Origin of the sequence: Amycolatopsis tucumanensis, from assembly GCF_021654135.1 — a bacterium.
Taxonomy (GTDB): Bacteria; Actinomycetota; Actinomycetes; order Mycobacteriales; family Pseudonocardiaceae; genus Amycolatopsis_E; species Amycolatopsis_E tucumanensis.
The window spans coordinates 40,949-60,775 of record NZ_JAKGSD010000025.1 but is presented as its reverse complement, the minus strand read 5'-3'; the positions used below and the strand labels follow the sequence as shown (position 1 = coordinate 60,775).

Sequence of the window (19,827 nt, the reverse complement as noted above, 5' to 3'; positions counted from 1 at the left end):
TGTCCTGGCCGCCTGGTCACCGGCGAGGCCGTAGTGGCTGGCCGTAGCAGGTGGGGAGGGTGACGGCTGACGCGTCGCGGGGGTGATCGTGGGCCGCTGGGTGAGTGGTGGGATCGCGGGTCGCTGTCCTGGCCGCCTGGTCACGGGCGAGGCCGTGGTGGTTCGCCGTAGCAGGTGGGGGTGATTGCTGACGCGTCGCGGGGGATGATCGTCGGACTCTATTCTGGGCCGGTGACCGACGAGGCCCCCGGTGGCCGCCGCAGCAGGCTGGGCCAGGCGTTGCGCGAGGTCGACCGGCGGGAGAGCCTGCTCCGCACCGCGCGGTTCGTGCGGCGGCTCGCGCCCGGCGACAGCGAGATGGGCGACCCGCTGTCCACCGCCGGTCGGCTCCCATCGCACCGGCTGGCGCGCGCCCTGGCCGACAACCCGGAGCCGAGCGTGCTCCGCGAGCTGGGCCTGACCGCGGTCCAGGTGTGGCAGGCGTTCACCGATTCCCGGCGCGCAACCGAGACTGCCGAAATCACGATCCTGTTCACCGACCTCGTGGGCTTCTCGACGTGGGCGCTCGAAGCCGGGGACGACGCCGCGCTCCGCCTGCTGCGCGAGGTCGGGCGCGTGAGCGAGCCCGAGATCACCCGCCGCGGTGGCCGTGTGGTGAAACGCCTCGGCGACGGCCTGATGGCGGTCTTCGCCGAGCCGGAAGCCGGGGTCGAGGCGGCGGTCGAGGCGTGTGCGCGGGTCGCCGAGCTGGAGATCTCCGGGCACCGGCCGAGCCTGCGGGCGGGCCTGCACGCCGGGACGCCGCGCAAGCTGGGGCACGACTACCTGGGCGTGGACGTCAACGTGGCCGCGCGGGTGGCGGACGCCGCGGGCGGCGGGCAGGTCCTGATCTCGGCCCCGGTGCGGGAGGCGCTCGACCCGGAGCGCTTCGAGGTGCGCCGCAAACGCTGGTTCCGCGCGAAGGGCACGCCCCGGGACCTGGAGATCTTCGCGGTCGAGCCGCGCTGACACCGGCGGCCGGTGGACGCCGCAGATGGGGACACGGCGCCCACCGGCCTTGTCGCGGCCCGGAACCGGACCGTCATGGGGCGGACCCGCCGAGGGCGGCGGCCCGTCGTGAGGTTGCCCCACCGAGGGTCGGCCACACGAGGGTGGCCCCACCGAGGGTGGCGACCAGTTGTGGGGTGGACCCACCGAGGGTGGCCCCACCGAGGGTGGCGACCAGTTGTGGGGTGGACCCACTGAGGGTGGCCCCACCGAGGGGGCGGCCCGTGGTGGGGTGGGCCCGCCGACGGCGGAGGCCCGTCGTAGGGCGGAGCCGCCGAGGGTGGCCCCCACAGCGGGTGGACCCGCCGAAGTGGTGCCCCGTCGTGGGGTGGACCCGCCGAGGTGGTTGCCGGTCGTGGGGCGGAGCCGCCGAGGTGGTGTCTCGTCGTGCGGCGGAGCCGCCGAGGGCGGGGGGCCGCAAGGGGTTTGTCCGGATTGCTCGGGGTGGGATCCTCCTTGGCTTGGCTTGGCTTGGCTTGGCTTTGGCTTGGCTCGGCATGGGCGTGACCTGATCAGGCCCGGCCTCGCGCGATCAGGTCCGGCCGCCGACCGAGCCCACCTCACCAGCCCCGACGGGGCGAGGGCTCACGCTGGGGCGCCGCCGGCGAGGAGGGGGTCGTTGCGGACCCACAGGACCGGGCCGACGCACCGCCAGTCGCCGGGTTGCCAGCGGCCGAAGGTCTGCCCGGCGATGCCCGCGGCCTGGCAGAAGTAGGCGCTGCCCAGGTCCTGCACCGGCGCCCAGCCGGCCTCCAGGGCGGATGCGGGCGCCTGCATGGGTGCCGGCGCCGAGCCGGTCTCCTGGGCGGATGCGGGCACCTGCGTGAGCGCCAGCGCCGAGCCGAGGGTGGCGACGGCGATCAGGCTCCGGATGACGTTTCGCTTCATGACTCCTCCACGAGTGTGTTCACAGCAAGTCCCACCACCAGGCGATGGCGGGGATGGGCACTGGGTCGGGACACGGGTCCGACGGCGCGTCGGCCCAGCGCGGGTCCTCGCCCGGGCCGGTGTAGCCGTGGTAGCGCGGCACCCGCAGCGCCCAGTCGGTGTTGCCGCGGATCGCGTGGCCCAGCCCGTCCAGGTAGGTCCGCAGCGCATCACTGACCGGCCGGGCCGCGACCTCCGACCGCAGCAGCAGGAACCGGCTCATCACGCGGTCCCGCAGCGCGTAGGCCCGCGCCACGGCCTCCTCCGCGCCGAGCCCGTGCCGCGCGCGCAGCACGTTGATCAGGTTGATGCCGGTCTGGTCCTCCTCTTCCTCCTTCCGGTAGGAGTGCAGGTCGTTGTCCCACGAGGCGACGAGGATCGTCATCTCGGTGAGCGCCCGCACCGCAGGTGAATCCATTTCCGCGGCCGGAACCTCCTGCCCCGCGGCGATTTCGAGCATCGCCAGCGTCGGCGGCCCGCCCGCGCTGTTCAGCCGGATCGCGGTGTACTCGGCCAGGTCCGGCATGCGCCCGCGGCCCTGGCAGGCGATTTGCCACGCCACCCCGAACAGCCAGGCGCGGTGGGCGTCGGCGAAACGGCGCACCTGCACGGGCGTCGCGCACGCCGCGAACGTGCGCCCGATGTCCTGCAGCGCCAGGACCAGCGGATCGCCGTCCGGTAGCGGGTGCCACGGGGTCTCCAGCGCGCGCTGCACCTGCCCGGCCATCACCAGGAACTCGTGCGGCGAGTGCGCGTACTCACCCGAGTCGCACCGGGCGTCGTCGAACGCGAAACCCCAGTAGACCCAGCGCGCCGCGGCCTCCACGTTCTCCGTGATCCCGTCCGGGGCGAAGCGGGCGTAGAACTCGGCACTGTTCGTGCCCACCACGCGCATCCGCTCGGTCTCGTCGCGGTAGAAGCGGACCCGGTCCAGCCAGGCGATGGCGCGTTCCTCGATCAGCTCGACGTCGGGGTGGATCCGCGACTCGACCGGGCAGTATAACGGCCGCAGCTCGACGGTGGTCACGACGGGACCGCCGGTTCGCCGAACCGCACGGTCTCCACCGCCGTGACCCGCTCCTCGACCGTCACCGGGCCGAGGCCGCCCAGCGCCGCGACCAGCCGGTCCACCAGCTCGGGCGGCGCCGAGGCGCCCGCCGTCACCGCGACCGTGGCGGCGGTGCGCAGCCAGGCGAACCGGATGTCCTCGCACCGGTCGACCAGGTGCGCCGGCTTCCCGTGGCGGTGGGCCAGTTCCACCAGGTGCCGCGAGTTGGCCGAGTTCGCCGAGCCCGCGACCAGCAGCAGGTCCGCCTCGTCCAGCACCGCGCGCACCGCGGCCTGCCGGTTGGTCGCGGCGTAGCAGATGTCGTCCGACCGCGGCCCGCGCAGCGCCGGGAACCGCTCCCGCAGCGTGTCGACCACCTCGGCCGTCTCGTCGACCGCCAGCGTCGTCTGCGTCAGGTAGGACACCCGCGACGGATCCGGCACCCGCAGCCCCGCCACGTCGCCCGCGGTCTCCACGACCACCGTCGACTCCCGCGCCTCGCCCGCGGTGCCGACGACCTCCTCGTGGTCGTGGCGCCCGATCAGCACCACCGTGTCACCGCGCCCCGCGAAGCGCCGCGCCTCGGCGTGCACCTTCGACACCAGCGGGCAGGTCGCGTCGACGACCCGCAGCGCTCGCTCCCGTGCGTGCGCGCGCACCGACGGCGGCACCCCGTGCGCGGAGAAGATCACCAGCTGCCCCCGCGGCACCTCGTCCAGTTCGTCGACGAACACCGCGCCGCGCGCGGCCAGGTCGTCGATCACGTGGGTGTTGTGCACGATCTGCTTGCGCACGTAGACCGGTGGGCCGTGCTCGGCCAGCGCCCGCTCCACGGTGCGGATCGCCCGTTCGACACCCGCGCAGAACGAGCGCGGCGCGGCCAGCAGCACCACGCGCGGCCGCATCGCCTGGGCCGCCGCGGCCAGCTCCGCACGGATGGCCTCGCCGTGTCCCGGGCGGAGGTTCCCGGTGTTGAGGTGTCCCACTCCGAGGGCAGGCCCCGGCGGACCGGCAGGCGCGCCTGCCCAGTCCGGGGCCAAGGCCGCTCGCCCGCCGGGCGGGATCCCCGGTGGCGGGCCCGATCCGGCGAGGACGACCCCGTCGGCGACCCGCAGCCCGCGGCGGCGCAGTCCCCCGGCGAGCAGGGGAGCAGCCGGGCACGGTTCGGTGCCGTCACGCCAGCGGATCTCGTGTGGTACCAGCACATCGGCGCCGGGCGCGGCGAACAGCGGCACCACTTTCCCGGTGCGGATGGGGACGGTCATGCGGTTCCTCCTGTTCCGCCCATTTCGGGCGGCGGTGCGAGCGCAGCGGAAAACGCTGGCAGACAAGGGATTTCGGGTTTCCGGTGATCGCCGGACAACTCAACGGTGCCCGAAGCGCGGGTCCGGTTTCAAGCCCGCGGCGCAGCTTCATTCGAACGAGTTTTTGTTTCCGTTGCGCCGCAACGGGTTCATTGCGCCGCTGGGTTGTTCACCGTCCGCGATGAGGAAACCCGAATGCTCGCTCACAAGGTCGGCCCCGGCTCCCGGAAGTGTGGTGCGGCGAATTCGCCGTTTCACCCGTCCGCTCCGGTGCTACTTCTCCGACCGCGTCTTTCCCCAGCAATCGAGGAGAATTCATGTCGACTCGGCTCGCCGATGTGACCGCACCCCCGCGACCGCGCGCCCCGGCGGAACCGGACTTCGGCCGGGCTCGGGAGGAGGTCGACGCCGTCCTCGGCGAGTTCCTCGACGCGCAGTCCCGCGATCCGGCCGACCGCTGCCTGCCGCCGCTGGTCGACCTGCTGCGCGAGTTCGTCCGCGACGGCAAGCGGCTGCGCCCCCTGTTCTGCCACTGCGGATGGCTCGCCGCGGGCGGTGACCCGGCCGGCGCAGCGGTCGCGCGGGTCGGCGCGGCGCTGGAGCTGTTCCACTCCTTCGCGCTCATCCACGACGACGTCATGGACGGCTCCGACCTGCGCCGCGGCCGCCCCTCGATGCACCGCCGGCTCGCCGCGCGCTACCACGGCGACGACCCCGGCGCGGCCGCGCGCTTCGGGGTGAACGCCGCGATCCTGCTCGGCGACCTGTGCCTGGCCTGGGCCGACGAAATGCTGCTGACCGCGGGCCTGGACGAGGACGACCTGCGGCGGGCCGCGCCGGTGCTGCACGCGATGCGCAGCGAGGTCATGGTCGGCCAGTACCTCGACCTCGGTGGCGAGTGGACCGAGGACGTGCTCGACCGCGCCTGGCGCGCGCTGCGCCTGAAAACCGCCGGATACACCGTGGAACGGCCGTTGCAGATCGGGGCCGCGCTCGCCGGGGGCGGCCCCGATCTGCTGCGCTGGTGCACCGCCTACGGCCGCCCGCTCGGCGAGGCGTTCCAGCTGCGCGACGACCTGCTCGGGGTGTTCGGCGAACCCGGCACCACCGGCAAGTCCGTGCTCGACGACCTGCGCGAGGGCAAGCAGACCGTGCTGATGGCGCTGACCTGGCGGCGCGCCCGGCCGGGGCAGCGCGAGGTGATCCGGCGGCTGCACGGCGATCCGGAACTGGACGCCGACGGCGCGGCGCGGCTGCGGGCCGTCATCTCCGACACCGGCGCGGAGGACGCGGTCGGCGAGCTGATCGAGGCCAGGGCGCGCGAGGCGCTCGCGGCGCTGGAGGCGGCGGACCTGCCCGCGACGGCCCGCCGCGCCTGCGCGGAGCTCGTGCGCCAGGCCACCCGCCGCACCCGCTGACCGGGAAGGGAGATCCGGTGTCCAAATCGGACTACGTGTTGCAGGCGGTGAACCTGCACAAGTCTTTCGGGGCGCGCCACGTGCTGCGGGGCGTCGAGTTCGGGCTGCGGCCCGGCGAGCTGCTCGGCGTCCTCGGCGAGAACGGGGCGGGCAAGTCCACCCTGCTGCGCATCCTCGCCGGGGTGCTGCGCGCGGACCGCGGCGAAGTGGTGCACCGCGGCAGGCTCGGCTACTGCCCGCAGCGGATCGTCGTGAACGACGAGCTGACCGTGGGCCAGCACCTGCGGTACTTCCAGAGCGCCTACCACCTGGAGGACCTGACGGTGGCCGAGTCGGTCGCCGAACGGCTCGGGCTCACCCCGTTCCGGCACGTCCGCGCCGGGGTGCTCTCCGGTGGCACGCGGCAGAAGCTCAACCTGACGCTGGCGCTGATGCACGACCCGGACGTGGTGCTGATGGACGAGCCGTACCAGGGGTTCGACTGGGAGAACTACCTGACGTTCTGGACGCTGACCGACCAGCTGCGCGCGCAGGGCCGGTCGGTGCTCGTCATTTCGCACCTGGCGCACGACACCGAACGGTTCGACCGGCTGCTGCGGCTGACCCGCGGCCAGGTCGAGCCCACCGACGCGATGGCCGGCGCCGAACTCGAGGCCGCGTCATGACCGTCGGTGAGCTGGTGGACCGGGCACGGCGCTGGCAGGCCGGGATCGCGGACTCGACGACCTGGCACGCCGCGCTGCTCAAGGCGATCGCGTTCGAGGTCGCGCAGCACGCGCGGAACCGGCTGGCGCTGCTGCTGGTGGTGTTCTTCATCCCGTGCTGGCTGGCGATCGTGCGCACGGTGATCCCGTCGCGGCCGATCGAGTACCAGTCGCGGATCGCGCCCGCGCCGATCACGGTCGACGCGAGCGAGCTCGCTCTGATCTCCGGCGCGCTGAACGCGCTCACGCTGATCATCGGGTTCATGTTGTTCGCGTCGGTGCGGCGGGCGCGGGAGTTCGACCAGCGGCTGGTGCTGGCCGGGTTCCCGCGGCCGGTGCTGCTGCTGGCGAAACTGGCGGGGCTGGTGCTGGTCGCGACCGTGGTGTCCGGTTACGCGAGCATCGTGATGGGGTTCTACTGCGATCCGCGATCCGGCGGGATGCTGTTCCTGAGCCTGCTGTCGGCGGGGCTCACCTACGGCGGGCTCGGCGTGGCGCTCGGGGTGGCGGTGCCGACCGAGCTGGCCGGGATGTTCGTGATCATCATGGTCAGCCTGGTCGACGTGATGGTGCAGAACCCGGTGATCAACCCGGGCAAGGACCAGGCGGTGCTGCGGTTCCTGCCCACGTACGGGCCGATGCAGAGCGGGGTCGCGGCCACGTTCACCGACTCGGCGTCGTTCGGGTACCTGATGCTCGGGCCGCTGTGGCTGCTCGTGTTCGCCGCGTTCGGGCTGGGCGCGTTCTACCTGCGGACCAAGGACCACTCGCGGCACACGGGCGGCCCCGGCGAGCCGGAGGCGGCGGTGGTGACGGTGCGGCTGCGGTCGGACGGGACGCTGGAGGTGGAGTCGCGGCGCGGGCCGGTGATGGTGTGCACGGAGCAGCCCGCGCCGCTGCGGATGCCGGAATGGCTGCCGCTGTCGGAGAAATCGCTCGGCTCGGCCAGCGCGGCGCCAGGTGGTTGACGCTCGGGAGCGGATCAAGCCCGCTCGGCGACCAGTTCCAGCTCCAGGTCGAGGTGGCGACCGGTCATGCCCTTCATCGCCGTCACGCCGAACGCGTAGCGATCCACCCGGCTGTGCGCCCGCACCCGCAGCCGCGGGCCCTCGGTGACCGCCGAGTCGACGTGCACGTCCAGTGGGCCGCTCGTGCCGCGCACCGTCAGCGTGCCGCGCAGGACCCAGCCCGCGCCGTCCCGCTCGACCGCCGTCGACGCGAACCCGATGTCGGGGTGCCGGTCGGTCTCCAGGTACTGCCCGGACCGCACCGTGCGGTCGCGGGTGACGTTGCCGGTGTCGATGCTCGCCGCGTCGATGGTGGCCACCACCCCGGACTCGGTCACCGGATCGGCGACCGTCACCCGGCCCTCGCGCAGCCGGAACGTCCCGCGCACCGGGCCGAGGCCGAAGAAGTGCCGTGTGGTGAAGGACAGTCGTGAGCCGGTGGCGTCGATGCGGTAGGCGCCCGCGGCGGGGATCTCGATCGTGCTGGAAGCCGTCATGGCCGCCAGTCTGGCGGAGATCCACCAGCCGCGCGCCGGCCGACGGTGTCGACCGATGTCGACTTTGGTCGCTGGTCGTCCCGGCTCCCGCACCCGTACGCTCCTCCACGTGCACGGCGAGTTGCTCTGCGAGCGGGGGAGGACGGCGCTGACCGTCGCCGCCGCGGCGGGATTCGCGGCGACGGCGGCGGGGGAGATCGTCTCGGGTGTCCGGGGCGCGCCGCTCGTCGCGGACCTCGTCGTCGGCGTCCTCGGCTGCGCGCTGGTGCCGCTGCTGTTCCGGTGGCCGGTGCCCTCCGCGGTGGTGCTCATGGTGCTGACCGCGTTCGTCCCGACCGCGACGCCGCCGGCGAGCATCGGCGTCGTGCAGATCGCGCGGCGCGGTCCGCTGGCCGTGGCGGTGGGGGTCGCCACGGCCGGTGTCGCCGGCCACCTCGTGCGCGGACTGTGGCGGCCGACGCCCGGCCTGCCCTACGAGTGGTGGGTCGTGCTCGTGGTCCTCGGGCACGCCGCGCTCGTCGGCGGCGGCGCGCTCGCCGAAGCCCGCCGCCAGCTCATCCTGTCGCTCACCGAACGCGCCCGCCGCGCCGAGGCCGAGCAGGGCCGCCGCATCGCCGAGGCCCGCGCGGCCGAGCGCACCCGCATCGCCCGCGAGATGCACGACGTGCTCGCGCACCGGCTGTCGCTGCTGGCGACCTACGCCGGGGCGCTGGAGTACCGGCCGGACAGCTCGCCGGAACGGATCGCGCAGGCGGCCGGCGTCATCCGGGCCACGGTGCACCAGGCGCTGAACGAACTGCGGGACGTGATCGCGCTGCTGCGGGACACCGACGAGGACCCGGACGGCCCGCTGCCGACGCTGGCCGGGCTGTCCGAGCTGGTCGAGGAGTCACGCGCGGTCGGCACGCCGGTCGAGGTGCGGGACACGCTCGACACGGCCGCGGTGCCCGGCACGACCGGCCGCACGGCCTACCGCGTGCTGCAGGAGGCGCTGACCAACGCGCGCAAGCACGCCCCGGGCAGCCCGGTCCGCGTCGAGCTCGGTGGCGCGCCCGGCGCGCGGCTGCGGATCGTGGTGTCCAACCCGGTGTCCGGCGCCGCGCCCGGGCCGGGTGGCGGGATCGGGCTGGTGGGGCTGACCGAGCGGGTGCGGCTGGCCGGTGGGCGGCTGGACCACGGTGCCGTGGCGGGGGAGTTCCGGCTGGCGGCGGAGTTGCCGTGGCCGGCGTGACCCGCGTGCTGATCGTCGACGATGACGCCCTGGTGCGGTCCGGCCTGACGATGATGCTCGACGGCGCGCCGGGCATCGTCGTGGTCGGGCAGGCCGGCGACGGCGACGAAGTGCCGGCCGCGCTTGACGCGCACCCCGCCGACGTCGTGCTGATGGACATCCGGATGCCGCGCCTGAACGGGATCCTCGCCACGCACCGGACGCGCGCGCGGCCGAACCCGCCCGAAGTCGTCGTGCTGACCACGTTCGACACCGACGAGAACGTGCTGCGCGCCCTCCGCGCCGGGGCGAGCGGGTTCCTGCTCAAGGACGCGCCGCCCGCGGAGATCGCCGACGCCGTGCGCCGCGTGGCCGCGGGAGATCCGATCCTGTCCCCGCGCATCACGCGACGGCTCATGGACCGGGCCGCGGTCGAAGCCGGGTCCTACGAACGCGCCCGCGCCGCCTTCGCCGCGCTCAGCCCACGCGAGCACGAGGTCGCCCTCGGCGTCGGTCGTGGACTGACGAACGCCGAGATCGCCGCCGAGCTGTTCCTCAGCGTGGCGACCGTCAAAGCGCACATCACCCGGGTGCTGTCCAAATTGGACGCGGGCAACCGGACCCAGATCGCGCTCATGGCGCACGACGCCGGTTTCTGTTGAGGCGCCTCAGCGTTGGACGACCCGGAACGTCTTCAGCTGCGGGTCCGCCGGATCGGGCAGGTACATGCCGGCGTCGAGACCGCTCAGCAGGTAGTCCACCACGGGCCGGGTGATGACCTCGCCCGGCGCCACCGCGGGCACCCCCGGCGGGTACGGGCTGATCACCTCCGCGCACACCCGCCCGATCGCCTCCTCCGGCGGCACGTCCTCGGTGGGGCCGAAGAACGCGTCGCGCGGCAGCATCGCCTGCTCCAGCTCCAGTTCGCCCGGCTCGGGCAGGTCGACCGGTTTGGCGGGTCGGATTTCGCCGGCACGCTCCGCTAGGTCGCGGATCGCGGTGAGCAGCCGTCCGGTGGTCTCCTCGTCGTCGGCGATCGTGATCTGCGCTGCCATCCGCCGGTGGTCGGACAGTCCCATGTCGAGCCGGTGGTGCTCACGCACCCATTCGCTCGCGTCGTAGCCGGACCGGTCCAGCTCCACGAGGTCCAGCACGATCTTGAGCGGGTCGTGGTCGTCGGCCAGCCGCGGCCCGACCAGGTCGTCCCGCTCCATCACGCGGATCCCGGGGATCGCGGCCAGTTCCGCTCGCACCGACGCGGCCAGTTCGAGCGCGCGCCCCAGCAGCTCCTCACCGTGCTGCACCATCTGCCGCCGCCAGCCGTCGAGCCCCGCGAAGATCAGCGCGCTCGGGCTCGTCGTGCCGAGCAGGTCCGCCCGTGACGCCAGCGCCTGCGGGTCGATCCGGTCGCCCCGCAGGTGGAACACCGAGCCCTGCTCCAGGCCGCAGCCCATCTTGTGCACGCTGGTGACGCACATGTCGGCGTCGGCGTCCATCGCCCACGACGGCAGGTCCGGGTGGAACGGGAAGTGCGCGCCCCACGCCTCGTCCACGATGAGCGGCACGTCGTGGTCGTGGCACACCCGCGCGGTCTCCCGGATCGCGGCGCACCCGCCGTAGTCGGTCGGCGTGATCAGCAACATCCCCTTCGCGCCGGGGTGCGCGGCGAAGGCGTCCCGCACGTCCTCCGGCCCCGGCGGGTGCGCGAGGTGGAACCGCCCGTCCCACCGCGGGTGCACCCACACCGGGCGCACGCCGCTGATGATCAGCCCGGCCACCACGGACTTGTGCGCGTTGCGGGACACCAGCAGCTCGTCGCCCGGCCCGGCGACGGCGAGCATCGCGCTCTTCACCGACAGCGAGCTGCCGCAGGTGGAGAAGTAGGCTTCCTCGGCGTCCACCGCGTCGGCCATCAGCTCCTCGGCTTTGGCCAGCACGCCCTGGGACATGCGGCGGTCGTCGAGGCCGTTCATGAGGATGATGTCCGAGGCGAACACGTCCCGGCCCACGACCTCGGCCAGCCGCGGGTCGATGCCGCGCCCCTGTTTGTGCCCGGGCGGGATGAACCCCAGGTGACCGCGCTCGCGGTACCGCTGGATGGCTTCGATCACCGGTGCCTGCGCATGATCCACGCGGCGGGGATTCCCCCTGGGGGCCAACGGCAAACTCCGTCCCCACCCCCGGAAAGGTGTCCCCCGTTCATGGGATTCCGCGTGGCGGCCACTGCTGGCCGCGTGTTAATTTCCGACCTCGCCGTGGCTGTGCACGACGCTGGAGGGGAACGTATGTGTGCCAAGCCTGTTCCGGGCGCGCGATGAGCGACCGGACACCCATTTTCGACGACGTGGTCGCCGCGATCGGGCTCGACTGGTCCGAACTGCAGGCCGACGAGGTGACGTCGGCTGCCGAGGGGGTCGTGGAGGAGGCCGTCTCGTGACCCGGCCGGGTTCCGATCGCGTGGAATCCGGCGTTGCGGTGGCGGAGGCAGGCGGGAGCCGCCATTCTGCGAGCATGGCGGACGGGACCGAAGCCGGGCCGGGCGAGCTCTTCTGGCAGATCGTCGAAGTGCTCCACGTACCGCGTTCGCTCGCCGAGCGGGAACTCGCGCGCTCCCGCTCCGACGTCGCGAACGGCATCGTCCGGCCGGGTGATCCGGCCGAGCCCTACGCGCTGGCCTGGCGGCGCATCCGCAGCCAGTGGGCCGGGCAGAACCTGGCCTGACCGGCCGCGGCGGGCCAGGACGATCCGCGCGGTCATCAACAACGGCCTCACCATCCGCGGGGGTCGTCGCGCCTGCCGCCCCGCGCGAGGGCTACCACCTGCTCCAGCGGGCCCGCCTTGATGGCGAGCACGAGGTCGTCGCGGCGGCCCGCGGCGATGGCGCGGCCCACGAACTCCTCCGAGCCCGGGCAGAAGTCGGTCGATCCCTGCTCGGCGGCGAAGCTCACCGGCCTGGCCACCCCCGTCGCGCGGATCGCACTGGACACCCACTCGGCGACGGCGAGCGGCAGAACCTGGCCTGACCGTCCGCGGCGGGCCAGTACGATCCGGTCCATGAAGATCGACCGCCCGCTGCTGTTCGCGCCGCAACGCTGGGAGTGGGGCGGTCTGGACGCGGTGTTCTCCACCGCGGCGCCCGCCGACGAGCTGGTCACCAACATCCACGTCGCCGGTTTCGTCGGCGACCGGATCGTCGTGTGCCGCGACGGGCGGTACGGCTGGTTCCTGCCCGGCGGGACGCGGGAGGCGGGGGAGAGCATCGGCGAGTGCGTCGCCCGCGAACTGGCCGAGGAGGCCGGCGCCCGCCTGACCGGCGAGCTGCGGTGGATCGGCGCCCACCACTGCGTCAGCGACCGGCCCGAGCCCTACCGCCCGCACCAGCCGCACCCGGAGAAGGCGTGGCTGTGGTGCGCGGCCGAGGTGGAGATCGTCGGCGAGCCGGGCAATCCCGACGACGGCGAGCAGGTGGTGGAGGTCCGCCTCGCCGCGGTCGCCGAGGCGCAGGCGCTGCTCGGCGCGAGCGCGGACTGGATGCCGGACCTGATCGCGCTCGCCGTGGAGTCCCGCGGCTGAAGACATCCGCCCCGCGGGCCTTCCCCGCGCGGTCGATCTCCCTTAACGTGCGCTAAGCAAGGTTCCGGCGGCGGCCGGGACGGGCGAACGGAAGGGGTGTTGCGACATGGAGGTCGGCAACGCGGTCGCGCTGGTGACCGGTGGCGCGTCGGGGCTCGGGCTGGCGACGGTCAAGGAGCTGCACGGCAAGGGCGCGAAGGTCGTCATCGTGGACCTGCCCTCGTCGCAGGGCGAGGCAGTGGCCAAGGAACTGGGCGACGGGGTGGTGTTCGCCGCGGCCGACGTGACCGACGAGGCCCAGGTTTCCGCCGCGCTGGACGCGGCGGAGGCGCTGGGCACGCTGCGGATCGCGGTCAACTGCGCGGGCATCGGCAACGCGCACAAGACCGTGGGCAAGCAGGGCGCCTTCCCGCTGGACGCGTTCGTCAAGGTCCTCAACGTCAACCTGGTCGGCACCTTCAACGTGATCCGGCTGGCCGCGGAGCGGATCGCCAAGACCGAGCCGGTGGGCGAGGAACGCGGCGTCATCGTCAACACCGCCTCCGTGGCGGCGTTCGACGGGCAGATCGGGCAGGCCGCCTACTCGGCGTCCAAGGGCGGCATCGTCGGGATGACGCTGCCGATCGCGCGGGACCTGGCGAGCCTGAAGATCCGCGTCGTGACGATCGCGCCGGGGCTGTTCCACACGCCGCTGTTCGCAACCCTGCCGGAGGAGGCGATCGCGTCGCTGGGCGCTCAGGTGCCGCACCCCTCGCGGCTGGGCGACCCTGCCGAGTTCGCGGCGCTGGCCCGGCACATCGTGGAGAACCCGATGCTCAACGGCGAGACGATCCGCCTCGACGGCGCCATCCGCATGGCCCCGCGCTGACCCGGCACGCGGCGGCGGCGCCCCGGCCCGCCGCCGCCGCCCGTTATCGTTTTCCGGTGACCTCTTCGATGGGCTGGACATGACGCGACCCGCGGGCGCGTGGCGGGAGTACGGACCGCTCGAACTGACCCCGATCCTGGCGGCCGCCCTGGAAGCCTTCTACGAGCAGGGCTTCCACGGCACCCCCGTGCGGGACATCGCGCGGCGGGTCGGCCAGACGGTGCCCGCGCTGTACTACCACCACGAGAACAAGGAAGGCGTGTTCACCGCGCTCGTCGAGGAGGCCACGAGCGACCTCGACTGGCGGGTGCGGCAGGCCGTCGAGGAGGCCGGCGAGCGGCCGGACCTGCGGCTGGTCAACGCCGTCGAGGCGATCGTGCTGCACATGGCGCACCGCACCCGGCTCGCCGCGCTGGACTTCGAGCTGCGGCACCTGTCCCCGGCCAACCGCAAGCGGTACGCCGCGCGGCGCAAGGAGATCGAGGTCCTGGTCGCGCGGATCGTCTCCGACGGGGTGGCCGAGGGGCTGTTCGTCGCGAAGCGGCCCGCGGAGACCGCGCGGGCGCTGCTGGGCATGCTCCAGTCGATCGGCCGCTGGTACCACCCGGACGGCGGCCCGCTGTCGCCGGACGAGCTGGCCGAGCGCTACGTCGACATCGCGCTGATGACGGTCGGCGTGCACAAGCGGCCCGCGGCACGGGCGCGGCGGAGGGCCCGCTCGGCATGACCGTGGGGATCGCCGCTCTCGCCGACGGCGCCGCGCACGACCCGCTCCTGGACGACGCCGGTCAGGTGCGGCGGCCGCTGGTCGTGGTCGACCTCGACGAGCCCGTGCCCGCCGACGTCGTCGAAGCCGCCGCGCGGGCGGCGCGGACGTGCGAACGGATCCTGGTCGGTGTCGCCTGCCGCCCGGTCGACGACGAGCGCTGGGCGCTGGCCGACGCCCTCGACCTGACGTTCGCGGCCGACGGCTGCGGCAGCGGCCCCCAGTTCGCGGCGAGCGACGACCCGGCGGGCGACGCGGAGGTGCTGCGGCAGGCGGCCGAGGCGAACCCGCAGGCGGCGCTGGTGCTGAGCCAGGTGCTGCGGGCCAGCGGACGCCTGGACGTCGCCGCCGCGCTGGACGTCGAGTCGTTCGCCTACTCGACGCTGCTCGGCGGGCCGGAGTTCGCGCGCTGGCTGAGCGGGCGCGGGAACCGGCCACTGCCGCCGCCCGCCACTGAACCGCCGGTGCTCCTGGCTCGCGACGGCGACCTGTTGCGCGTGACGCTCAACCGGCCCGACCGCCGCAACGCCTACGGCCGCGAGCTGCGGGACGCGCTCGCCGGCGCCTTGCGGGCCGCTGCGGTGGAGGACTGCCGGGTCGTGCTGGACGGAGCCGGTCCCGCGTTCTGCTCGGGCGGCGATCTCGACGAGTTCGGCACCACCCCGGACCTGGTCACCGCGCACTTCCTCCGCACCAGGGCCGGAGCCGCGCGGGCACTGCACGCGATCGCCGGGCGCGCGGAGGTGCGCGTGCACGGCGCGTGCGTCGGCGCGGGCATCGAGCTGGCGGCGTTCGCCGGCCGCGTGGTGGCGCACGCGAACACCGTGTTCCGGCTGCCGGAGGTCGCGATGGGCCTGATCCCCGGCGCGGGCGGCACGGTGAGCGTGCCGCGCCGGATCGGCCGGTGGCGCACGCTGTGGCCGGCGCTGTCCGGGCGGCCGCTGAGCGCGGTGACGGCGCTGGACTGGGGCCTGGTCGACGCCATCGAGGACGGTTTCTGACCGCTTTGCCGCCTAGCGTTCCCGTCATGACCGACCGCGTTTCGTGGACCGCCGTCCAAGCCCGCCGCCTCGACCGGCACTTCCTGTCCCGCCCCGCGGCGAGCCCGGCGGACGCCGTCGCCGCGATGTGCGGCGCGCACGCCCAGGTCCGCACCGCCGCGGAGGTGTCGGTCGCCCTGCGCACCGGCGGCACCGCGGACGACGTTCGCGATGCGGTCGCCGACCACACGCTGATCCGCACGTTCGGCCCGCGCGGCACTGTGCACTTGCTGCCGGCGCGGGATCTGGCGCTGTGGACCGGTGCGCTGCCCGCGGTCCCGCAGCGTTCGACCATGCCGTCCGCGGTGCGGCTCACCGACGAGCAGACCGACCGGATCGTCGAGGCCGTCGCGGACGCGCTCGCCGACGCCGAACTGACCGCCGACGAACTCACCGGCGCGGTCGTCGACCGTGTCGGCCCGTGGGCGGGTGACCTCGTCATGCCGGCGTTCCAGGGGTTCTGGCCGCGCTGGCGCCAGGCACTGGCGACGGCCGCGCACCGGGGCGCGCTGTGCTTCGGCCGCGACCGCGGGCGGCAGGTCACCTACACCAGCCCGCGCCGGTGGCTGCCCGGGTTCCGGCCGGAAGAGACCGAACCCGCGCTGACCGGCGTGCTCGCCCGCTACCTGCACGCCTACGGACCGGCCACGCCCCAGCACTTCGCGCGATGGCTGTCCGCTCCGGTGGAGTGGGCGTCGGCGTTGTTCGCCCGCGCCGGCCTGCGCCCGGTCGACCTCGACGGCGAGCGCATGTGGTTGAACGCCGACGACACCCTGCCGGGTAGGCGGACGGCGCCCGCGCTGCGGCTGCTGCCACTCTTCGACGCCCACGTCGTCGGCAGCTTCCCGCGGGAACTGCTCTTCCCCGGCGCGGCCGCGCACCGGTGCCTCGCCCGCGGGCAGGCGGGCAACTTCCCGGTGCTGCTCGTCAACGGCGTGGCAGGCGGGGTGTGGCACCAGCGCCGCTCCGGCCGCGCGGTCCACCTCACCGTCGAACCCTTCACGACGCTGAGCGCCGCGCACCGGCGCGAGCTGGACGAACAGGTGACCCGGCTGGGGGAGGTCCTCGGTCGCGAGCCGCGGCTGACCATCGGGCCGGTCACCGTGGGCGCGCACGCCTGAGGTCAGCGGCGCGGATCGACGTGGATCTTGGGCGCGCCGCCCGCGGGCCGGTCGCCGGCGAGCACCGCGGCCATTTCGCCGAGCCCGACGGTCGCGGCGACCAGCGGCACCGGGTCGACGGCGCCGCTGGCGTACTGCTCGATCGTCCCGGCCAGGCCGGGGGAGGCCGAGAGCACGCCGACCGCGGTGACGTCCTTCAACGCCAGCAGGCGCGTGTCGAGCAGGCTCGGCCGCCCGGCCAGGCCGATGTAGACGACCCGGCCGCCCGGCTCGACCAGTTCCACCGCCCTGGCAGGCAGCTCCGGCGCCCCGGACGCGTCGATCACCGCGTCGAACGGCAGCCCCGGCAAGCGGTCCGGGGACCAGGCGTCGCGGAAACCGAGCGAGCGGGCGAACTCCAATGACGCGGCGGTGGCGCCCAGCAGGTGCACCTCCGCGCCTGCCGCGCGGGCGAACATCGCGCACAGCAGGCCGATCGTGCCCGGGCCGAGGACGAGCACCCGGTCCCCGCGGCGCGGATCCGCGCCGCGCACCGCACGCAGCGCGTTGCCGCCCGGCTCGACCATCGCCCCCGCGGCCGCCCCGACCGCGTCCGGCAGCGGGTGCAGCGCGGTCACCGGCACGGCGAGGCGTTCGGCCAGCGCGCCCGGCCGCCCGCCGCGGATCCCGATCTCGGTGCGGGTCTCGCACAGGTGCTGGCGGCCGCCGCGGCACCGGCGGCAGGCGCGGCAGCCGAGCATCGTGTCCCCGGTGACCCGCCTGCCGATCCAGGCCGGGTCGACGCCGTCGCCGGATTCCACGACCGTGCCGCACCACTCGTGCCCCAGCCGCATGGGATACCGGGCGTGCCCGTCGTGCAGGTAGGGCATGCTGCCGTCGAAGAACTCCGCGTCGGTGCCGCAGATCCCGGCCCGCGCCACGGCGACGACCACCTCGCCCGGCGCGGCGGACGGCGGCTCGACCTCGACCACGCCGCCCTCGCCGGGAGCGGTGACCACGAACGCGCGCATGGCCCCGAGCCTAGCCGGGAAGATCCACTGTGGACGGCAATGGGCACAAAGTCCTCACTTTGAGGACTTCCGCCTTGCCAGGAACGGTCTTCCCGGGCGCATACTGGAGGAGCACGTGCGGGTGCTCGGGGCACCGCACGGCGGGGAAAGCGGGTTCCGTCGGGGGATGGCGCCCGCGGGAGGTCGATGCCCGGCCGGTCGGGGCCACAGGGCAGGCGGTCTCCGACGGCGGGCCGGCTTGGGGAAGCCGGCCCGCCGTTCTTTGTTCCGCGCTGTGACCGGCGGCCGCGGTGCTGGGCGATCTGCCCGGCGAGCGCCCCGGTGACCCCGGGGCCGCCGCGCCGTCACCCGCATCCGGTCTTCTCGGCCGTTCGCCGATCGGGATTCCCGCCTGGTGCCAACCACGACGCGTCGATTCCGCATCGCGGTGACAAGTTCCGCGCCGGCCGTTGCCGCGCCCGCCGCCGGGCTCCTAGCCTCGCGTTTCGTGCGATTTCCCCTGGTTGTGGCCGCGACGCTGCTCATCTCGTCCGTGCCGGGAATCACCGCCGCGGCGGCGGCCGACCGGACGGAGGCACCGGTCGTGACGAGCTCGCCGGTCACCACGGTCGCCGAGTCGGTGGTGCGGGTGCGGGTGCCGCTGCCGGATTCGGCCGGCCCGCACCCGGAGGCGTGCGACTGGCTGTCCTACCTGCGGTACCGCGATGCCGCCGGTCCCGCCGACGCCGCGCGGGCGGACCGGATCCTGATCGCCCAGCCCGGGGTGCTCGAAGGCGCCGGGGCGTTCGACAACCTGGCCCGCCACACCGTGCGGAACGCCGCGCGGCAAGGGCGGCACATCGAGTTCTGGGCCCTGGACCGGCGGTCGAACTGCCTGGAGGACCACACCGGGCTCGCGGCCGGGCTCGCCGCCCGCGACCCGCACGTCGCCGTCGGCTACTACTACCGCGGCGCCGAGGTCGGCGGCAGGCGGTTCGCCGGCTACCTCGGCAACGACCGCCTGGGCTGGCTCGCGCACCTCGGGCTGGAGCAGACGCTGCGCGACCAGTACGACCTGATGGTCCGCGAGCTGCCCGACCCGGCCGTGCGGGCGTCGAAGGTGCTGTGCGGCGGGCACTCGCTGGGCGGGACGCTCACCGGGTTCTTCGCGTCGTGGGACTTCGACGGCACACCCGGTCACACGCAGTGCGCCGGCTACTTCGCGCTCGACTCGGCGATCTCCACGTCGCTGGGTTCGCTCAGCGGGTTGCCGGACGCGATCGGCGCCGACGACCTCGGCTACGCCGCGACGCAGGCCGGGCTGGCGTCCGGGCTGCTGCCGCGGGCGCTGAACCTGCCGGTGCTGATCAACGCGGAGACGATGAACCTGCTCGGAGTGGCCGGGCTGGCCGCCGACGTCGACCCGGACGGGCCGTCGGACCTGGCGTCCTACCTCCCGTCGAACGCGAACCTGGAGACCACCTACCGGCTGCTGTTCTCGCGGGACGCGGTGACGTTCGCGACCGGGATCCCGTCGATCCGGGACTTCGCCATCACGAACGCGACCGCGCTGGGCGCGCTGCTCGACGACAACTCGCAGCCGCTGGCGTTCCTGCAGGCCAGCACAGGCTTCTTTGGCGGCGGTCCGGTGGCGGACAAGGACTTCCCGCTGCCGCACGAGCCGGCCGGGACGACCGGCGCGCTCGGCGTCGACCCGCTGGCCGTGCCGGTGGACCCGTCCGCGGATTACACGTGGCGCGACTACGACGACATCGACGCCACCGTGGCGCGCGACCGCCATGGCGCGCCGTTCACCACCCCGGCGAAGGAGGTCACCGCGATCGCCGACCTGGCCCGCAGCCTCGCCGAGCACCCGCTGGACTTCACCGAGCAGTACTTCCCGTCGAAGCTGGTGACCGACATCAGCCAGGCCGGCGCGGCGGAGATCCGCGCCCACGTGCGGCACCCCGAGGGCATCACGGCGCACCCCACGATCAACCTCCTCGCCGGCGACGGCCTGATCGCGCCCCGCGGCGAGCCTGCGACGGGGGAGACCGTGCTGGCGCCCGGGTACCAGCACCTGGACGTCCTCACCGCGGCGGCGCGCCGGAACACCGGCGAAGCCGAACCGGTGGCGGCGAACCTGACGCGCTTCGCTCTCGGCTGACGGTCCACATCGCGGGAACGGTTTTGGTGCCGCGGAGGGGCGTCCAGTACTGTGTTCGCCAGGCCGAGAGGCGCTGCAACGGACCCAGGTCCGCCACGCTCGGCCCCCGTGAACCGCAACAAGGGCGCCTCCCGACAGTTG

The 19,827-nt window shown here is 74.0% G+C and carries 21 protein-coding genes and 1 riboswitch; of the genes, 14 read left to right on the top strand and 7 right to left on the bottom strand.

Going from position 1 to position 19,827, the window contains the following annotated elements; genetic code table 11:
- Window positions 1–231: 231 nt before the first annotated feature.
- Entirely contained in the window at window positions 232–1,008 is a 777-nt protein-coding gene (locus L2C96_RS23880; protein WP_237337835.1) for an adenylate/guanylate cyclase domain-containing protein, read from the top strand.
- Between the two features lie 624 nt (window positions 1,009–1,632).
- Here the strand turns inward: L2C96_RS23880 and L2C96_RS23875 are convergent.
- From L2C96_RS23875 to ispH, 3 genes are read right to left on the bottom strand one after another with little or no spacing between them, the layout of a single operon-like run.
- On the bottom strand, window positions 1,633–1,935 hold the full coding sequence (locus L2C96_RS23875; protein WP_237337834.1) for a hypothetical protein: 303 nt from the start codon (window positions 1,933–1,935) through the stop codon (window positions 1,633–1,635).
- A 19-nt stretch (window positions 1,936–1,954) separates the two neighbouring features.
- Window positions 1,955–3,001, bottom strand: coding sequence for a terpene synthase family protein (locus tag L2C96_RS23870; RefSeq protein ID WP_237337833.1), 1,047 nt, complete (start codon window positions 2,999–3,001; stop codon window positions 1,955–1,957).
- Complete coding sequence (gene ispH / locus L2C96_RS23865; protein WP_020420544.1) at window positions 2,998–4,287, bottom strand: 4-hydroxy-3-methylbut-2-enyl diphosphate reductase; 1,290 nt, start codon at window positions 4,285–4,287, stop codon at window positions 2,998–3,000. The genes L2C96_RS23870 and ispH overlap by 4 nt, the downstream gene beginning before the upstream one ends.
- A 356-nt stretch (window positions 4,288–4,643) precedes the next feature.
- On the opposite strand from ispH, the gene L2C96_RS23860 reads away from it, so the two are divergent.
- The 3 genes from L2C96_RS23860 to L2C96_RS23850 are packed head-to-tail and all read left to right on the top strand — an operon-like array spanning window position 4,644 to window position 7,416.
- On the top strand, window positions 4,644–5,744 hold the full coding sequence (locus tag L2C96_RS23860; protein WP_237337832.1) for a polyprenyl synthetase family protein: 1,101 nt from the start codon (window positions 4,644–4,646) through the stop codon (window positions 5,742–5,744).
- 17 nt (window positions 5,745–5,761) lie between these two features.
- Entirely contained in the window at window positions 5,762–6,409 is a 648-nt protein-coding gene (locus L2C96_RS23855) for an ABC transporter ATP-binding protein (RefSeq protein WP_020420542.1), read from the top strand.
- Window positions 6,406–7,416: an ABC transporter permease gene (locus L2C96_RS23850; RefSeq protein ID WP_020420541.1), complete on the top strand. Its 1,011-nt coding sequence runs from the start codon at window positions 6,406–6,408 to the stop codon at window positions 7,414–7,416. Before L2C96_RS23855 ends, L2C96_RS23850 begins: the two co-directional genes overlap by 4 nt.
- 14 nt (window positions 7,417–7,430) lie before the next feature.
- Here L2C96_RS23850 and L2C96_RS23845 read toward each other — a convergent pair whose 3' ends face one another.
- Window positions 7,431–7,952 carry a YceI family protein gene (locus L2C96_RS23845; RefSeq protein WP_237337831.1) on the bottom strand — a complete coding sequence of 174 codons (522 nt, stop codon included), beginning with the start codon at window positions 7,950–7,952 and terminating at the stop codon, window positions 7,431–7,433.
- A gap of 109 nt (window positions 7,953–8,061) precedes the next feature.
- Here L2C96_RS23845 and L2C96_RS23840 point away from each other — a divergent pair, with 109 nt between their 5' ends.
- Window positions 8,062–9,183, top strand: a complete 1,122-nt coding sequence (locus L2C96_RS23840; RefSeq protein WP_237337830.1) for a sensor histidine kinase — start codon at window positions 8,062–8,064, stop codon at window positions 9,181–9,183.
- Window positions 9,171–9,824: a response regulator transcription factor gene (locus tag L2C96_RS23835; RefSeq protein WP_237337829.1), complete on the top strand. Its 654-nt coding sequence runs from the start codon at window positions 9,171–9,173 to the stop codon at window positions 9,822–9,824. The genes L2C96_RS23840 and L2C96_RS23835 overlap by 13 nt, the downstream gene beginning before the upstream one ends.
- A gap of 6 nt (window positions 9,825–9,830) precedes the next feature.
- Here the strand turns inward: L2C96_RS23835 and L2C96_RS23830 are convergent, their stop codons facing one another.
- On the bottom strand, window positions 9,831–11,273 hold the full coding sequence (locus tag L2C96_RS23830) for an aminotransferase class I/II-fold pyridoxal phosphate-dependent enzyme (RefSeq protein WP_237337828.1): 1,443 nt from the start codon (window positions 11,271–11,273) through the stop codon (window positions 9,831–9,833).
- 203 nt (window positions 11,274–11,476) lie between these two features.
- Here L2C96_RS23830 and L2C96_RS44635 point away from each other — a divergent pair, with 203 nt between their 5' ends.
- Both L2C96_RS44635 and L2C96_RS23825 read left to right on the top strand, forming a co-directional pair.
- Entirely contained in the window at window positions 11,477–11,599 is a 123-nt protein-coding gene (locus L2C96_RS44635; RefSeq protein ID WP_272883148.1) for a hypothetical protein, read from the top strand.
- Between the two features lie 74 nt (window positions 11,600–11,673).
- Window positions 11,674–11,883, top strand: coding sequence for a hypothetical protein (locus L2C96_RS23825; protein ID WP_020420535.1), 210 nt, complete (start codon window positions 11,674–11,676; stop codon window positions 11,881–11,883).
- Between the two features lie 47 nt (window positions 11,884–11,930).
- Here L2C96_RS23825 and L2C96_RS23820 read toward each other — a convergent pair whose 3' ends face one another.
- Entirely contained in the window at window positions 11,931–12,218 is a 288-nt protein-coding gene (locus L2C96_RS23820) for a hypothetical protein (protein ID WP_237337827.1), read from the bottom strand.
- Between L2C96_RS23820 and L2C96_RS23815 the strand changes: the two genes are divergently transcribed.
- The 5 genes from L2C96_RS23815 (at window position 12,217) to L2C96_RS23795 (ending at window position 16,530) form a co-directional block, all read left to right on the top strand.
- Window positions 12,217–12,735, top strand: a complete 519-nt coding sequence (locus L2C96_RS23815) for an NUDIX hydrolase (RefSeq protein WP_237337826.1) — start codon at window positions 12,217–12,219, stop codon at window positions 12,733–12,735. The two genes, L2C96_RS23820 and L2C96_RS23815, sit on opposite strands and share 2 nt — an antisense overlap.
- Before the next feature lie 106 nt (window positions 12,736–12,841).
- The gene (locus L2C96_RS23810; RefSeq protein ID WP_237337825.1) at window positions 12,842–13,603 is read left to right on the top strand and encodes a 3-hydroxyacyl-CoA dehydrogenase; all 762 of its coding nucleotides are present in this window, start codon (window positions 12,842–12,844) and stop codon (window positions 13,601–13,603) included.
- A gap of 79 nt (window positions 13,604–13,682) precedes the next feature.
- Window positions 13,683–14,330: a TetR/AcrR family transcriptional regulator gene (locus L2C96_RS23805; RefSeq protein WP_237337824.1), complete on the top strand. Its 648-nt coding sequence runs from the start codon at window positions 13,683–13,685 to the stop codon at window positions 14,328–14,330.
- Entirely contained in the window at window positions 14,327–15,370 is a 1,044-nt protein-coding gene (locus tag L2C96_RS23800) for an enoyl-CoA hydratase/isomerase family protein (protein WP_237337823.1), read from the top strand. The genes L2C96_RS23805 and L2C96_RS23800 overlap by 4 nt, the downstream gene beginning before the upstream one ends.
- A 26-nt stretch (window positions 15,371–15,396) precedes the next feature.
- On the top strand, window positions 15,397–16,530 hold the full coding sequence (locus tag L2C96_RS23795; protein WP_237337822.1) for a winged helix DNA-binding domain-containing protein: 1,134 nt from the start codon (window positions 15,397–15,399) through the stop codon (window positions 16,528–16,530).
- A gap of 2 nt (window positions 16,531–16,532) precedes the next feature.
- On the opposite strand, the gene L2C96_RS23790 is transcribed toward L2C96_RS23795, so the two are convergent.
- Window positions 16,533–17,540 (bottom strand): zinc-dependent alcohol dehydrogenase, encoded by a 1,008-nt coding sequence (locus L2C96_RS23790; RefSeq protein WP_237337821.1) that lies wholly within the window; start codon window positions 17,538–17,540, stop codon window positions 16,533–16,535.
- A 487-nt stretch (window positions 17,541–18,027) separates the two neighbouring features.
- Here L2C96_RS23790 and L2C96_RS23785 point away from each other — a divergent pair, with 487 nt between their 5' ends.
- Entirely contained in the window at window positions 18,028–19,686 is a 1,659-nt protein-coding gene (locus L2C96_RS23785; RefSeq protein ID WP_237337820.1) for a hypothetical protein, read from the top strand.
- 59 nt (window positions 19,687–19,745) lie between these two features.
- Window positions 19,746–19,823, top strand: a riboswitch (S-adenosyl-L-homocysteine riboswitch).
- The last annotated feature ends 4 nt before the right edge of the window (window positions 19,824–19,827 follow it).